15 protein-coding genes are annotated in these 16,212 nt (G+C 38.1%); 12 read left to right on the forward strand and 3 right to left on the reverse strand.

Annotated elements, in window-relative coordinates; translation table 11 throughout:
• Positions 1 to 98 precede the first annotated feature (98 nt).
• The 8 genes from ACFIJS_RS04925 (at position 99) to ACFIJS_RS04960 (ending at position 8,719) form a co-directional block, all read left to right on the forward strand.
• Positions 99 to 1,001 carry a DnaJ C-terminal domain-containing protein gene (locus tag ACFIJS_RS04925; RefSeq protein ID WP_375650396.1) on the forward strand — a complete coding sequence of 301 codons (903 nt, stop codon included), beginning with the start codon at positions 99 to 101 and terminating at the stop codon, positions 999 to 1,001.
• A gap of 128 nt (positions 1,002 to 1,129) precedes the next feature.
• Entirely contained in the window at positions 1,130 to 1,948 is an 819-nt protein-coding gene (fabI, locus tag ACFIJS_RS04930; RefSeq protein WP_375650441.1) for an enoyl-ACP reductase FabI, read from the forward strand.
• A gap of 148 nt (positions 1,949 to 2,096) precedes the next feature.
• On the forward strand, positions 2,097 to 3,185 hold the full coding sequence (aroC, locus tag ACFIJS_RS04935) for a chorismate synthase (protein WP_375650397.1): 1,089 nt from the start codon (positions 2,097 to 2,099) through the stop codon (positions 3,183 to 3,185).
• 15 nt (positions 3,186 to 3,200) lie between these two features.
• A complete protein-coding gene (ribB, locus tag ACFIJS_RS04940; RefSeq protein ID WP_375650398.1) occupies positions 3,201 to 4,304 on the forward strand; it encodes a 3,4-dihydroxy-2-butanone-4-phosphate synthase in 1,104 nt (367 codons plus the stop codon).
• Between the two features lie 7 nt (positions 4,305 to 4,311).
• A complete protein-coding gene (locus ACFIJS_RS04945) occupies positions 4,312 to 4,566 on the forward strand; it encodes an exodeoxyribonuclease VII small subunit (protein WP_375650400.1) in 255 nt (84 codons plus the stop codon).
• A gap of 234 nt (positions 4,567 to 4,800) precedes the next feature.
• A complete protein-coding gene (dxs, locus tag ACFIJS_RS04950; protein WP_375650401.1) occupies positions 4,801 to 6,708 on the forward strand; it encodes a 1-deoxy-D-xylulose-5-phosphate synthase in 1,908 nt (635 codons plus the stop codon).
• A gap of 16 nt (positions 6,709 to 6,724) precedes the next feature.
• Entirely contained in the window at positions 6,725 to 7,468 is a 744-nt protein-coding gene (locus ACFIJS_RS04955; RefSeq protein ID WP_375650402.1) for a TlyA family RNA methyltransferase, read from the forward strand.
• Positions 7,469 to 7,696: 228 nt separating this feature from the next.
• Entirely contained in the window at positions 7,697 to 8,719 is a 1,023-nt protein-coding gene (locus tag ACFIJS_RS04960) for a class I SAM-dependent RNA methyltransferase (RefSeq protein ID WP_375650404.1), read from the forward strand.
• A 547-nt stretch (positions 8,720 to 9,266) separates the two neighbouring features.
• Here the strand turns inward: ACFIJS_RS04960 and tldD are convergent.
• Complete coding sequence (tldD, locus tag ACFIJS_RS04965) at positions 9,267 to 10,691, reverse strand: metalloprotease TldD (protein WP_375650405.1); 1,425 nt, start codon at positions 10,689 to 10,691, stop codon at positions 9,267 to 9,269.
• Between the two features lie 110 nt (positions 10,692 to 10,801).
• On the reverse strand, positions 10,802 to 11,377 hold the full coding sequence (locus ACFIJS_RS04970) for an invasion associated locus B family protein (protein WP_375650406.1): 576 nt from the start codon (positions 11,375 to 11,377) through the stop codon (positions 10,802 to 10,804).
• A 310-nt stretch (positions 11,378 to 11,687) separates the two neighbouring features.
• On the opposite strand from ACFIJS_RS04970, the gene cyoE reads away from it, so the two are divergent.
• The 4 genes from cyoE (at position 11,688) to rnhA (ending at position 15,284) form a co-directional block, all read left to right on the forward strand.
• Positions 11,688 to 12,623, forward strand: coding sequence for a heme o synthase (gene cyoE / locus ACFIJS_RS04975; protein ID WP_375650407.1), 936 nt, complete (start codon positions 11,688 to 11,690; stop codon positions 12,621 to 12,623).
• Positions 12,624 to 12,805: 182 nt separating this feature from the next.
• A complete protein-coding gene (gene ispH / locus ACFIJS_RS04980; protein ID WP_375650408.1) occupies positions 12,806 to 13,852 on the forward strand; it encodes a 4-hydroxy-3-methylbut-2-enyl diphosphate reductase in 1,047 nt (348 codons plus the stop codon).
• Positions 13,852 to 14,811, forward strand: a complete 960-nt coding sequence (locus ACFIJS_RS04985) for a homoserine kinase (RefSeq protein ID WP_375650409.1) — start codon at positions 13,852 to 13,854, stop codon at positions 14,809 to 14,811. The genes ispH and ACFIJS_RS04985 overlap by 1 nt, the downstream gene beginning before the upstream one ends.
• A 5-nt stretch (positions 14,812 to 14,816) precedes the next feature.
• Positions 14,817 to 15,284, forward strand: a complete 468-nt coding sequence (gene rnhA / locus ACFIJS_RS04990) for a ribonuclease HI (RefSeq protein WP_375650411.1) — start codon at positions 14,817 to 14,819, stop codon at positions 15,282 to 15,284.
• 27 nt (positions 15,285 to 15,311) lie between these two features.
• Here rnhA and ACFIJS_RS04995 read toward each other — a convergent pair whose 3' ends face one another.
• Entirely contained in the window at positions 15,312 to 16,190 is an 879-nt protein-coding gene (locus tag ACFIJS_RS04995) for a protein-disulfide reductase DsbD domain-containing protein (RefSeq protein WP_375650412.1), read from the reverse strand.
• Positions 16,191 to 16,212: the final 22 nt, after the last annotated feature.

Genomic DNA, 16,212 nt, shown 5'->3' on the forward strand with positions numbered 1-16,212 from the left:
AAAAAATATTCTCTAGAATAGACTGATGAAGCTATAAAGGATATTGAACAACGTATCAGTTGATATTTTGACAACGAAAAAATTGAAAAGAGGGCAATATGCGTGATCCCTACAGGATTCTGGGTGTGGCACGTACCGCAAAATCGCAAGAAATTAAATCGGCATTTAGAAGATTAGCAAAGAAGTATCATCCAGACCATAATAAAGATGATACAAAGGCTAAAGAAAAATTTGCTGAAATTAATCAAGCTTATGAAATTATAGGTGATAAAGATAAAAAGGCACAATTTGACCGCGGTGAAATTGATATGGAAGGAAAACCGCTTTATCAAGCCTATGGTGCTGGTGAAAATTTTACCAATAAACAAAATCCTTTTTCAGGAAGAGCAAAGGGATTTGATTTTTCCTCTTCAGGTGGTACAGATTTTGATGCGAGTGATATTTTTCGGGATCTGTTTGGAGGAGGAGGTAGCTTTTCGAATTCCACACACTATAACCGTCCCCAACAAGGAGCACATGTTCGTGCTAATCTTGCCATAACATTAGAGCAGATGGTTGGCGCAGAAAAGGTGGAAGCTGTTTTTCCAAATGGAAAAAAGTTAAAAATTAAACTTCCAGATTATATTGAAGACGGACAGATTATTCGTTTAAAAGGTCAGGGAGAAGAGGTACCTCATGGGAAAGCAGGGGATGCGTTGATAACCATTCAGATTCAAAAACATCCTCGTTTTCGGGTTGAAGGAAGAGCTCTCCATCTTGATTTACCAGTTTCTCTTAAACATGCTGTTTTGGGAGCAAAAGAAGAAGTTGAGACGTTGGAGGGACGTGTGGTTTTAACGATACCTGCTTGGTCAAGTTCTGATCGCGTTTTACGGTTGAAGGGGAAAGGGCTTCGTTTAAAAAATGGGACAAGAGATGATCTTTATGTGCATGTTCGCATTATGTTGCCGGAAGGTGAAAATGCCGCACTAGAACAGTTTTTGCAAATGCAAAAAGATTAATTTTAAAAATTTTTATATACAAAAGCGTAGTTTTTGTTTGATTTTAAACCAATTACTTGAAGAAAATGTTGACCTGTGTCATAGGCAGATGAATAATGTTAATTTTAAGTAACAATGGGGCAGTGCTGATGGCTAAGGGTAATGGTTTATTGTACGGTAAGCGTGGTTTAATTTTGGGGTTGGCCAATAATCGCTCCATCGCTTGGGGAATTGCTAAAGCGGCAAGTAGCGCAGGAGCAGAGCTGGCTTTTACCTATCAGGGTGAAGCAATGAAAAAGCGTGTTGAGCCTTTGGCTGAAGAATTAAAGGGGTCTGTTTGTGGACATTGTGATGTTTCTGACAGTGTCTCTATTGATACAGTCTTTAGAGAAATAGAGAAGAAATGGGGAAAACTTGATTTTTTAGTTCATGCTATTGGTTTTTCTGATAAAGGTGAATTAAGTGGTCGTTATATTGATATCAGCGAATCAAATTTTATGATGACCATGAATATTTCTGTTTATTCCCTAACAGCTCTAACGAAGCGTGCAGAAAAATTGATGCCAGATGGTGGTTCAATCTTGACACTAACTTATTATGGTGCAGAAAAGGTTGTTCCCAATTATAATGTAATGGGGGTTGCTAAAGCAGCTCTTGAAGCGAGCGTGAAATATTTAGCGGTAGATTTAGGTCCTCAAAATATTCGTGTTAATGCTATATCTGCTGGACCAATTAAAACCTTAGCGGCTTCTGGTATTGGTGATTTTCGTTATATTTTAAAATGGAATGAATATAATGCTCCACTACGTCGTACGGTAACAATTGAAGAGGTTGGTGATTCTGCGCTTTATTTTCTTTCAGATTTGTCTCGTTCCGTTACCGGTGAAGTCCATCATGTCGATTCAGGTTATAATATTATAGGTATGAAAGCAGTTGATGCACCAGACATTTCTGTCGTTAAAGAATAAAGTTTGGTTTATAGGATTTTATTGGACAGCAGTAATTTGACCAAATTTAAAGTGGCCAAGAGTATTTGGGAGCAAAGAGCTGTCTTGTGTATAGCACACAATATACGTTGTCGTTGTATATATTTGACAGAGAAACGGATCTTTTTTCATGTCGTATAATACATTTGGTCATTTGTTTCGTGTAACAACATGGGGTGAAAGTCATGGTACTGCTCTTGGTTGTGTCATTGATGGTTGTCCACCTGGAATTATTTTTACTCTTGCAGAAGTTCAAGCTTATCTTGATAAACGTAAACCAGGACAGTCAAAATACACAACGCAGCGCCGAGAACCAGATGAAGTAGAGATCCTTTCAGGAGTTGTTGTTCAAGACGATGGGACGACATTGGTGACAACAGGTACACCAATTTCTCTGTTGATTCGAAATACAGATCAACGTTCGAAAGATTATAGCTCGATTGTCCATCAGTATCGTCCAGGACATGCGGATTATACTTATGATATTAAATATGGCATTCGTGATTTTCGAGGCGGGGGACGTGCTTCGGCACGGGAGACGGTAGCACGCGTTGCGGCTGGTGCATTTGCTCGTAAAATCGTTCCTGATTTGATTGTACGAGGAGCAGTGGTGGCAATTGGTCCTCATAATATTAATCGTGATCGTTGGGATTGGTCAGAGGTTGATAATAATCCTTTTTTTACAGCTGATGCACAGATGGTTCACATTTTTAGTGATTATATTAGTAAACTCCGTAAAGAGGGAACATCTGTTGGTGCGGTTGTTGAGATCGTTGCAGAAAATGTTCCGGCAGGTTTAGGAGCCCCTATTTATGCAAAGCTTGATCAAGATATTGCCTCGTTACTTATGTCGATTAATGCGGTAAAAGGTGTTGAAATTGGTGATGGTTTTGCGGCAGCCCGCCTGACAGGAAAAGAAAATGCCGATGAAATGCGAATGGGAAATGATGGAAAACCGCTTTTTTTATCCAATCATTCTGGTGGTATTTTAGGGGGAATATCGAGTGGACAGCCAATTGTTGCACGTTTTGCTGTAAAGCCTACTTCATCAATTTTAACGCCTTGTCGTTCTATTGATGTTGATGGTCATGATATAGATGTTATAACGAAGGGACGTCATGATCCATGTGTTGGGATTCGTGCCGTTCCTGTGGGTGAAGCGATGGTTGCTTGTGCTATTGCTGACCATTATCTAAGACATCGCGGTCAAGTTGGGTGATTGAGAAGGTGAACAATGGCGTATGATGAAAAAAAAATTGTTTCTGCACTTAAAGCTTTTGAACGCGGTGAGATTGTTGTGGTGACAGATGATGATGACCGTGAAAATGAGGGTGATTTAACTGTTGCTGCAGTGCATTGTACAGAAGAAAAGATGGCGTTTATTCTTCGTTACACAACAGGTATTGTATGCACGCCTATGCCAAAAAAAGAAGCACAACGATTTAATCTTGCTCCTATGGTACCAGATAATAACTCTGTACATGGGACGCAATTTACGGTTACTGTTGATTTTAAACACGGCATAACAACAGGGATTTCAGCGTATGACCGTACATTAGCTGTATGTAATCTTGCGAATTCAAATGCAAGCGCGGATGATTTTGTTCGTCCTGGGCATGTTTTTCCTTTGATTGCGCATGAAGGGGGGGTGCTTATGCGTTCAGGTCACACGGAGGCCGCTGTTGATTTATGTAAATTAGCTAATTTGCCGCCAGTTGGTGTTATTGGTGAGTTAGTCAATGATGATGGAAGCGTTAAGCATGGCGATCAGATTATGAAATTTGCACAAGAACATCGATTGCATATTATAACGGTTGCAGATTTAATTGCTTACCGTCAACGTAAGGAAATATTAATCAAGCATGTTGGAGAAATGCCTATTGAAACATCTATAGGTCCCGCTATTGTTCAAAGTTATCAACTCCCTTGGGAAGTCGTTCAGCATATTGTAATTGTTTTTGGTGATGTCCGTGAGGGTGAGAATATTCCTGTGCATTTACATCATGAAAACATTATAAGTGACGTTTTTTGTCAATCTTCAGATATTATGGTGATGATGCGGCGTATGATGGAAAAAGAAAAACGTGGCGTATTTATTTATTTGCGTGAAGGATCTGTTATACAATCAACTATTGATATTCAAAATATGGCAAGAGACAGTTCAGAAAACCATATGCAGGCGATTGAACGCGAAGAAGAATGGCGCAAAATTGGTTTAGGGTCACAAATTTTAAAATATTTAGGAATAGGCTCTGTTATTGTTTATGCTTCTAAAAAGCATCAATATGTGGGTTTAGAAAGTTTTGGAATTCGTATATCCAGAACAGATATTTTTTGAGGTTCACATGAAAAAAGAGATACAAGAGGGGGATATTACGACCTTAAGCTTTGAGCAAGCGCTTAAGCAACTTGAAGTTATTGTCGAAAATTTGGAACGTGGCGATGTGCCTTTGGAACGATCCATTGATATTTATGAACGCGGTGAAGCTCTTAAAAAGCATTGTGAAAAACTCTTAAGAGTTGCTGAAGCTAAAGTTGAAAAAATCCAGCTTTCAGAAGAAGGTTCTCCAGAAGGAGTAGAACCACTTGATGCTAAATAATATTAAATATTTTTGGATCTTTATTGTGAAACTAAGAGATGTAATAACCTTTTTGGAAAATTAAATTTATTGATTTCTTTTTTATAAAATAAGTTAAAAATGAGGAAATTATAGCTCATCTCAAATAGAAAATAACATTTTTCAGTAAAAAAGATGCAAAACTGTAAATAAGAGTAGAGAAGATATATTTTTATTGTTGCATTTTCTTCAGTTCAGATAATAGAAAGGATTTTTTTGTCTCAGATCTTAACACCATTGCTTGACCGTGTTTGTTTTCCGCAAGATTTGCGGACATTTCCTGAGTCTGATTTGGTACAGTTAGCTGATGAGTTGCGGACCGCAACAATTGATGCGGTTTCTGTAACAGGTGGTCATCTTGGGGCGGGACTTGGTGTTGTTGAGCTCACTGTTGCATTACATTACATTTTTAATACACCAGAGGATAGAATTATTTGGGATGTTGGTCATCAAACCTATCCACACAAGATTTTAACGGGGCGTAGAGAAAAGATTCGCACATTACGTCAAGAGGGCGGATTATCAGGTTTTACAAAACGTTCAGAAAGTGTGTATGATCCATTTGGAGCGGGTCATTCGTCTACTTCTATTTCAGCTGGGCTTGGCATGGCGGTGGCAAGTGCTTTGAAAGCAGAGACAAGACGCAATATCATAGCTATCATTGGTGATGGTGCAATGTCTGCGGGTATGGCTTATGAAGCAATGAACAACGCTGGTGCTTTGGATGCACGCTTGATTGTTGTTCTTAATGATAACGATATGTCTATCGCACCACCTACAGGTGCTATGAGTGCACATCTTGCACGATTAGTATCTCGTCCTTCTTATCGTCATTTGCGTGAACGCGTAAAGATGTTGAGCGAAAAATTGCCAAAGTTTTTTTTGGATAAGGCACGTCGTTCAGAGGAATTTGCGCGTGGACTTTTGGTTGGGGGAACTTTATTTGATGAGCTTGGCTTTTATTACGTTGGCCCCATAGATGGGCACAATTTGGGGCATTTATTGCCTGTTTTAAAGAATGTTCGTGAATATCCTAATGGTCCTGTTTTGGTGCATGTTGTAACCCATAAGGGAAAGGGATATCCACCTGCAGAAGCCTCGTCTGATAAATATCATGGTGTTAATCGTTTTGATGTTACGACAGGAAAACAGGTTAAAGCATCAAGTAATATTCTACCCTATACCAAGGTATTTTCTAAAGCTTTAATAGAAGAAGCTCGCCATGATGATAAGATTGTTGGCATAACAGCAGCGATGCCAACAGGGACAGGTCTTGATTCTTTTGCGAAAAAATTTCCTGCAAAAATGTTTGATGTTGGTATCGCTGAGCAACATGCCGTAACTTTTGCGGCGGGACTTGCTTGTGAAGGGTATAAGCCTTTTGTTGCAATTTACTCTACTTTTTTACAGCGTGCTTATGATCAAATTATTCATGATGTATCAATTCAAAAGTTACCGGTACGTTTTGCTATTGACCGAGCAGGTTTTGTAGGGGCAGATGGTGCAACACATGCTGGAAGTTTTGATATTGTTTTTTTGGCCACTCTTCCTGAGTTTGTTGTTATGGCACCTTCTGATGAGCTTGAACTGATGCATATGGTGCGTACAGCTGCAGCTTATGATCAGGGGCCAATTTCTTTTCGTTATCCACGTGGTGAGGGTATTGGTATAGATTTACCGCAACGTGGTGAGTTATTAGAAATTGGAAAAGGGCGTGTTCTACGTGAAGGAAATAGGATCGCTTTGGTTTGTTTTGGAACGCGGATGTTAGAAGTGTTGCAAGCTGCTGATGCGTTGGAGGCTGAAGGATTATCTACAACGGTTACAGATGCACGGTTTGCAAAACCTTTAGATAAGGATTTGATGCGTTGTTTGGCCCGTGAGCATGAAGTATTGGTGACAATTGAAGAAGGGGCAATCGGTGGATTTGGAGCGCACATATTACAATTTTTAGCGCAAGAAGGGCTTTTAGAACATGGTTTGAAAGCTCGTACACTAAAACTTCCTGATGAATATTTGAATCATGGTGTACCAGAAAAAGTTCTTTCGCGTATCGGGCTTGATGCTATGGGTATTGTCAACACGGTTTTTACTGCTTTGGGACGCAAGATTCGAACAGGATAAAAAATTTGAGTATGATATGGCTGCCAGAAAAAGGCTCGATATTCTTTTAGTTGAAAAAAGCTTTTTTACGACACGTTCACGTGCACGTGATGCTATTATGCGTCAAACTGTTAAAGTTAACGGCGAAATCATTTTTAAAGCTGGGCAAATCGTTTTTGATGATGCAGAGATTGCTGTTTGTGATCCAGCGCAGAATTATGTTTCTCGGGCAGCATTAAAATTGATTGCTGCACTTGATGCATTTCCGATTATAACAGATAAAGTGACGGCCATTGATGTTGGTGCATCAACAGGTGGTTTTACACAAGTTCTCTTAGAGCGTGGATCTGCTCATGTAATTGCCGTTGATGTTGGGCATCATCAATTTGATAAACGTTTATTGGGCAACAGTGCTATAACGTTATTAGAAGGCTTGAATGTTAGAAATTTTCAACAGAAACATTTAGGTGGGCGAGAAATTGATCTTATCGTTTCAGATGTTAGCTTTATTTCTCTCAAACTTGCATTGCCCCCCGTTTTGTCTTTAGCCAAGAAGGGTGCCCAAGCTGTTTTACTGGTAAAGCCTCAGTTTGAGGTTGGTCGTAAGTACTTTAGCAAGGGAGGAATATTAAATGCATCAAGTGCTAAAGAAATTGCTGAGGCGCTTTTTGTTTGGTTAAATACACAAACAGGGTGGAGCGCAAAAGGTTTAATTTCTTCCCCTATTACAGGTGGTGATGGTAACGTGGAATATTTACTATTTGGAGAAAAACAAGAGTGAATTGACAATGTCATAATTGACCATATCGGAGCAAATGGTTATGGTACTTCTAAGACGTCTTACAGCTTCGTTTATGTTCCTTTTACTTTACTAGGAAAGTGCGCTGAAATTACTGTTCATGGAAAATATGCAACATATATAGCATTAAAAGAAAAATCATTAGAACGCATTGATACTCTTTGTCAGCATTTTGGAGAATGTGGAGGGTGTATTCTTCAGCATTGGCATATGGATGCTTATCGCGTATTGAAACAACAATTGGTTGTTGATGCGCTTAGAAAGTATGGACTTAATAATGTTGTTGAGCCTTTAATAGAATGTAAACCTTATAGCCGACGGCGGATTACTCTAACAGCATCCATGACTCCACAGGGGCAAAAAGTTGGTTTGAACCGTTATCTCTCTCATGAGATTGTAGCTCTTGAGGAATGTCCAGTAAGCCGTCCAGAGCTTATTTCTCAGTTGCATAATATCAGAGAGCTCTGTGCTTTTCTAAGCAGCTCTGCCAAACGGTTTCAGGTTACGATAACACGTGTTGAAAATGGTTTAGATGTTGCTTTAAGCGGTTGCATTGTACACCATGAATCACTTCGTCAGAAAATAATCAGTGCTGCTCTTTCATATGGGATTATACGTTTATCTGTTGACGGTGAAGTTTTGGTTGAACGAGAAAAACCAGAGATTTACTTTGGAGATGTCCGTGTTGAATTTCCTTCTGGTGGTTTTCTTCAAGCAACTTGCGAAGCTGAAAATATAATGGGCAATATTATTTTGACTCATTTAAAAAAAACAAAGAAGGCTGTTGATTTGTTTTCAGGGGTAGGAACATTTACCTTGCGTATGGCAAAAAAGATGAATGTTCATGCAGTAGAAAATAATGAAGATGCATTAAGAAATCTAAATACAGCAGCACGTTTTGCGATTGGTTTAAAAACGGTCACTTGTGAAAAACGTGATCTTTTCCGACATCCACTTTCTGTAAAGGAACTTGAGTGTTTTGAGAGTGTTGTTTTTGATCCGCCCCGTGCTGGTGCAGAGAAACAAGTACGTGAATTAGCGAAGACAACAGTATCACGTGTTGTGGCAATTTCCTGTAATCCTACTACATTTGCTCGTGATTTATCTCTTCTTGTTGCAGGGGGGTATAGAGTAGAAAAAATCATACCGATTGATCAATTTCTATGGTCACAACATGTCGAAATTGTTGCTGTTTTGAGCAAAAAGAAAAAAAAGAAAGGCTGGAAGCTTTAGCCTAAAATTTTTTTAATGCCATGAAGATTTTTTAAAAAGTTTACTTGAGTATTATTATAAAATCTCTCCAAAATTTATCTATAATAATAACCTTTTTCTCGTTGAATTAAGAGCACTGAATGTAGAAAGTGTTTTTTATTTTAAACTTTTTATTATGAAATATAAAAGACAAGTTACCTCACACAAAAGATTAATGTATTACGAAGAAGATGTGTCTGAACAACCGGTGCCATCGATTATATTTGCCATCTTCAAATGTTGCTACAATTCTTGGTACATGAGACGGTCCATAAGAGGAATCTTTAGTCCTTTCTTGTACAGTTTTTATCCATATGTTTTTCCCCGCCTGTAACGTACAAACGAATGATTTTGATTGATTCGACATGGAACAGATTTGAAATGAGAGAATCTTATGGTATTCAAGGTTCTAATTCAATATGGACAACGATAGATTATCTTTATAAATCAATGTATTGCAAAAAACACTCCCTCACAAAATGGTCGTAATAGATGAGAAGGAGGCAGTATTGGGAAGGAGTGAGAAAGCTTATTCCTTTATAAGCGCAGTTCCACCGATTGTCATATTATTGATTCGAAGATGAGGTTGTCCAACACCAACAGGGACATTTTGACCAGCTTTTCCACAGATACCGATACCATCATCAAGTTTACTATCATTACCAATCATTGTAATACGTTTCATAGCATCCGGTCCATTTCCAATAAGAGTTGCACCTTTGATTGGTGCTACAATTTTACCATCTTCTACTCGGTATGCTTCAGTACATTCAAAGACGAATTTTCCAGAAGTAATATCAACTTGTCCTCCACCAAATGAAACAGCATAGATACCATGTTTGAGGGAAGAAAGGATTTCTTCAGGTGTTTTATCTCCTCCTAGCATGATTGTATTGCTCATTCGTGGCATTGGTGCATAAGCATAAGATTCACGCCGTCCATTTCCAGTTGATTTACCTCCCATAAGCCGTGCATTAAGCCTGTCTTGCATAAAACCAACGAGCTTTCCATCTTCAATGAGAACGTTATATCCTGAAGGGGTTCCCTCATCATCAACAGTGAGAGAGCCACGGCGTTGTGGAATTGTTCCATCATCAACAACTGTAACACCTTTTGCCGCAACTTGTTGTCCTAAAAGTCCAGCAAAAGCAGATGTTTTTTTACGGTTAAAGTCACCTTCCAAACCATGACCTACGGCTTCATGGAGCATAACGCCAGGCCATCCATTGGCTAAAACAACATCAAAAGATCCTGCAGGTGCTGCTTCTGCTTCTAAATTTGTTAAAGCCATACGTAAGGCTTCATCGGCAGCTTTTTTCCAATTGTCTTCATGAATAAATTGGTTAAATGCTTGTCGCCCTCCACATCCATAAAAACCATTTTCACGTCGATTGCTTTCAGCTGCGACCACAGATATAGAAAGTCGCACAAGGGGACGAACATCACGAACCAAATAACCATCTGCACGTAAAATTTCAACATGTTGTAACGAACCGGAAAGAGAAGCAGTCACTTGAAGCAATTTATCATTTTTAGCACGTAAATAGGCATCAATTTTTTGCAAAAGAGCACTTTTTTCTTCAAATGATGGAGCATCAAGGGGATTATGCGGTTGATAAAGTCTTTTATTTGTTTGTTGAGGTGCTATGCTATAAGTTCCTACATGATTATTATAGGTAACAGCTTTAGCTGCTTCACTGGCACGTTTGAGTGCAGCAGCTGATAATTCGCTAGAATATGCATATCCGGTAGCTTCTCCAGCAACGACACGCAGACCAAACCCCATATCTTGATGGAAAGAGCCGTTTTTAAGCTGCCCATTATCAAATAAAAGAGCTTCGCTTTCTGTATACTCAAGGTAAAGTTCACCATCATCAGCATGATGAAGCGTTTCCTGTATAAGTGATTGCACTTTAGAGGAAGAAATATCAAAATGATCAATCAGCGATTTCATAAGAATTATCCTATTTTTATCGGGGCTTAGAAGATTTTTATTAATCTAATTTAAGAAGTTTTCAAAATATACGATAAGATTTTTAATCGTCTAAAGTGTATCGATTTCATTCATGTCGGTAAGGTTGCATAGGCGTCGCCAAGACCATGAAGGTCAACGAAACCTCCAATTCCTTGTTCAGGAGTTGTAAAGATAAAATAGGTTGCCATTTTTCCTTTTAAAAAGAGCTGCAATATGTCTTCTTTAAGAAAGGCTTCAGCAACACAATTATCACCAAGACAACGACGATATTCCATTCTGCCCATATTTTTATCGTCAATTTTAATTCCAACGCCAGGACGTAATTCAACGCGAATCGGAACAAAAACACGCATCAAAGCACCTTGCTTTTGAGGAAGTTTATAAAATGTAACACGCAAGGTAATATCATGACGACCTTGTGTATGAACGTTTTGTACAACTTCACACTGCATGTTAGGTGTACCTGGTGGTAGAGCACAAACTTTTGTCCATACACCATAGGTTTGTGGAGCAGGGATATTTTGCGCATAGGGTGTTTGTGCAAATGCATAATTGATAAAACTACTATAAAGTGTATGAAGAACAGCACCAATAAAAAAAGTTTTTTTGAGTAATTTATAAAGTATCACAGAAAATCCTATCCGACTCAACACAAACACAACCATGCATAGATTTACATAAAAAGAATGAACTCTTACATAAAAACTATAACACAAAATCAGTATTTACCAAATACATTAATCCATAGGATATATTTTTATGATACATTTGTAATGTAGGAGAGAATGTTGATTGAAAAAATGTATTTTTATTGCCAATATTCCGATCTATTTTTAGGGGATACGTGCGAAAGAGATATTTCATATTTTCTCAAAAATACGATTGGTCTTAATTGGTCATTTCCATACGCCAGATAATATTTGTTAGATAATATTGGTTTGTGAATGACAGAAATAGAAAAGGGCTTTGAGCGGAATGTCAGTTTCAGGAGAGTTATCGGTTGTGAATGGTAAATCAACCCCACCAAAATCCGGTATTGGTGATTATATCACATTATTAAAGCCACGTGTTATGTCTCTTGTGGTCTTTACGGCTCTGGTTGGTTTGCTTGTATCGCCTGTTTCTATCAATCCGTTGAATGGTTTTTTAGCGATTTTATGTATTGCTATAGGTGGTGGCGGTGCGGGAGCACTGAATATGTGGTATGATGCTGACATTGATGCCGTGATGGAACGGACCAAAAAGCGTCCTATTCCTATAGGTAAAATTAGTTCCCGAAAAGCATTTATTTTTGGCATGGTTCTTTCTATGCTTTCGGTATTGGTTATGGGGGGCTTCATTAATTGGTTTGCGGCATTTTTTCTTGCATTTACGATTTTCTTTTATGTCGTTATCTATACAATTTGGTTAAAGCGTATCACACCACAAAATATTGTTATTGGTGGTGCTTCTGGGGCTTTTCCACCAATGATTGGATGGGCCGTGACAACAGGGACAGTGAGTATTGATAGCTTTTTATTATTTTTAATCATTTTTATGTGGACCCCCCCTCATTTTTGGGCTCTTTCTTTATTTTCATCTCTTGATTATGAGGCTGCAGGTATCCCTATGATGCCTAATGTACGAGGTGAACATTCAACAAAAAAACAGATTTTATTTTATACTATTTTTATGGCATTATGCGCTGCTGCTCCTTGTTTTACTGGTCTTGGCGGAATTTTTTATGGTATTTTTTCAACAATTTTAAGCATTATCTTTGTTTATTTTGCCTATTGTTTATGGAAAGCTGATACACATGATGAAACTATTTTGATGGCAAAAAAACTATTTTTCTTTTCATTACTTTATTTGGCAGCTATCTTTGGAGTTCTTTTGATTGAATCTCTCGTTTGGTATTTTATCGCTCTTTAGTCGCGTAAAATGAAAGAGAAAATTTTAAAAGAGCTTTGTTGCAAGGAAATGTCGTAAGAAAACACGATAGAGTGTGTTTTTATGCAAAAGATGGTATTGCCAGTTTTTTTACATTGCTTATTCGTCTATAATAATAGGTTGTTTGAATATATAGCTAAAACTATAGAGATTAAGGATGATTTATGTTGGGACTTCCCCTTTTAACGATACGTCTTTGTAGTCCACGTGGATTTTGTGCAGGGGTTGATCGTGCTATCCAGATTGTTCTCCTTGCATTAAAAAAATATGGTGGTCCAGTATATGTTCGTCATGAAATTGTACACAACCGCTACGTGGTTGAGGGATTACAGCAACGAGGAGCTGTTTTTGTTGAAGAACTTGATGAGATTCCAGAAGAATATCGCAATCAACCGGTTATTTTTTCTGCTCATGGTATACCAAAATCTGTTTCAGAAGAAGCGCGATGCTATAATTTGTTTTATCTCGATGCAACATGTCCATTGGTCTCGAAAGTTCATAAACAAGCACTACGACATCAACGTCATGGTCGTCATGTTATATTGATTGGTCATGCTGGTCATCCTGAGGTGATAGGGACAATGGGACAGCTTAAAGAAGGGGCTGTGACCCTTATTGAAACGATAGAAGACGCTTTGCATTATCAACCCAATGATCCAGATAAATTAGGATTTGTTACACAAACAACGCTTTCTGTTGAAGATACTGCAGGAATTCTCGATATATTACAACAACGTTTCCCTACATTAGCAGCCCCAGCGGCTGAGTCAATTTGCTATGCTACAACGAATCGACAAGATGCTGTTAAGGCAGCAGCAAAGGGGAGTGATTTGTTTTTGATTGTTGGAGCTCCAAATTCTTCTAATTCCCGGCGTTTAGTAGAGGTTGCCGAAAAGTCTGGTGCGCGGCAAGCTATTTTAGTTCAGCGCGCTGATGAAATTAATTTTAAAAACCTAAAAGCTCTTTCTATTGTCAGTCTTTCAGCAGGGGCTTCGGCTCCTGAAATTATTATTGATGAAATTATTTCAGCGTTTCGTGAGCGTTATGATGTTACAATAGAATTAGCTGAAACAGCGGTAGAAATGGAAAAATTTTTAGTGAGTCGTGAATTACGTGACGTCTTTTTAACATCTCAAGACATGGCTTTCGTCAATGGTCAAGCAAAAAATGAAAATCAGAATACAGACATGTCTACAACGAAAGCAGAATAATGGCCGTTTATACAGATATTCATTTAAATGATTTAGAAGTGTTTTTAACACGTTATGCAATAGGGTCACTTTTGTCTTATCAAGGTATAGAGGAGGGGATTGAGAATTCTAATTTTATGTTAGAGACAACACAAGGGCGATTTATTTTAACACTTTATGAAAAGCGTATTTCAAAAGATGATTTACCTTTTTTTTGTCGTTTGATGCAGCATTTAGGACAGCGTGGAATTCCTTGTCCTCAACCTGTTATTCAAAATGATGGAATGATGATCTGTGAACTAGCAGGACGCCCTGCTGCTATTATTACTTTTTTGGAAGGAGAGTGGATCCGTCAGCCTAATATAGATCATTGTGGCGAAGTAGGGACAGGGTTAGCACAATTGCATTTAGCAGGAAAGGATTTTACACTCAGTCGTAAAAATACTCTTTCTGTTATGGATTGGCAGGTATTGTGGCAACGTTGTCAAACCAAAGAAGATACATTGTTAAAAGAATTTGGACAAAAAATTGAGCTGGAATTGGCTTTTTTACAGGAAAATTGGCCGCTTAATTTACCAATAGGCATTATTCATGCAGATTTATTTATTGATAACGTCTTTTTTGTGAATCATCGTCTTTCTGGGATGATAGATTTCTATTTTGCTTGTAATGACTTTTTTGCTTATGATTTAGCGATCTGTTTAAATGCTTGGTGCTTTGAGCCTGATCATTCCTATAATCTTACCAAAGCACATAAGTTATTGGAAAATTATCAAAAAATAAGACCATTGATTCCTTTAGAGTTGGACAAGATTGTTTTATTAGCGCGTGGTGCGTCTCTACGTTTCTTACTCACACGTCTTTATGATTGGTTTAATACACCGCCTAATAGCTTTGTTATTAAGAAAGATCCATGGGAGTATTGGCACAAGCTTTGTTTTTTCAGTAATGTAAATTCGCTAAGTGAATTAGGTTTTTAAATTTTATGGCAACTCAACAAAAAGTCGTTGAAATTTATACAGATGGTGCTTGCTCAGGGAATCCTGGAATTGGAGGATGGGGAGCAATTTTGCGCTGGAATGGTCATGAACGTGAGCTTTATGGCGGTAAGCTCCATACGACAAACAATCAAATGGAACTCATGGCGGCAATTTGTGCGTTAAAGGCGCTTAAAGAACCCTGTTTGGTCGACCTTTATACAGACTCAGTTTATGTGCGTAATGGTATATCTAAGTGGATTGAAGATTGGAAAAAGAATAATTGGCGCACCGCATCAAAAAATCCTGTTAAAAATATGGAGCTATGGCAAGCTCTTGAGGATGCTAGTTCTTGCCATACAGTCAGATGGCACTGGGTAAAAGGGCATGCGGGACATCCAGAAAATGAACGCGCAGATGCTCTTGCTCGCAAAGCAATTACTCAATATCGCGAAAATGGACGTTTTCCAGAATAATTGCTGTTTGAGAGCTTTTTTCTTTTATTACGGAGTCGCAAGAGGGGTTGACTGCGTATGGAGTATGAATGTTCCACTTAAGGCGTGATCTTTAAAAGAAACTGTATAAAAAATTTTTGGGTTTATTTCTTCTGGTGCGAAATAGAGTGGAGCACTGAAGAGTGTATATTCTGCGGTATCACGGACTTTTTTTGCTGCTCCAATTTGCATTTCTCCTCCATCTAAAAAGAGAGAGCAAGGAGTGGTTTTGGTGTTATTTTGTATTTTTATAAGGAGGGTACTTTTATTTTTTTCGGCACTTATTTTTAGTGCATTCTGCATCATGCGGGGCAAAGAATCTTGGGCATTTTTTAAGAAGGAAGCAGGAAGATGTTTATTTTTAAGAGCAGATGGCGAAAAATCAAAGTTAACAGTAAATGGAAGGCAGATTTTGTTACATAATCCAAGAGTGAAAGCACCACTTAAATTTTTGCTTGAACCAGAAAGATTGAAGGGCAATATTACTTTATCTTTATAACCTAATGACCAATCATTTTCTGTTTCAAAAAGCTGTGGAGTAGGATAAAAGATTTCATAAGAAATCTGTTGGTTGAAATTAAAAAATGGTGCCATGCCAGAATTACCTGGATTACGCCAGTAAGTTTTCCATCCTGGTTTAAGCACAATCTCAATAATGCCTTCTCTTATTTCAGAAAGAGAAGGTTCAGTGATCGCTAATCGGATACGACCACCATCTGATTCATACCAAGATGTTGCGAAAAGCTGGAGTTTTTGTTCTGTTTGGGCATTTACAGGAATGTTAAGTAATTCTAAAACTATGAATGTTAAGCTTAAAGTAACTAAAAGCTTTTTATAAAAGAAAGTTGCGATATTGTGTAAATTTGTAAATATATGACTTTTTTTCATTGGAGTTTTATTTTCCTAGTGT

Origin of the sequence: Bartonella sp. OT172YNZD (assembly GCF_042193725.1) — a bacterium.
In the GTDB taxonomy this organism is placed as follows: Bacteria; Pseudomonadota; Alphaproteobacteria; order Rhizobiales; family Rhizobiaceae; genus Bartonella; species Bartonella grahamii_A.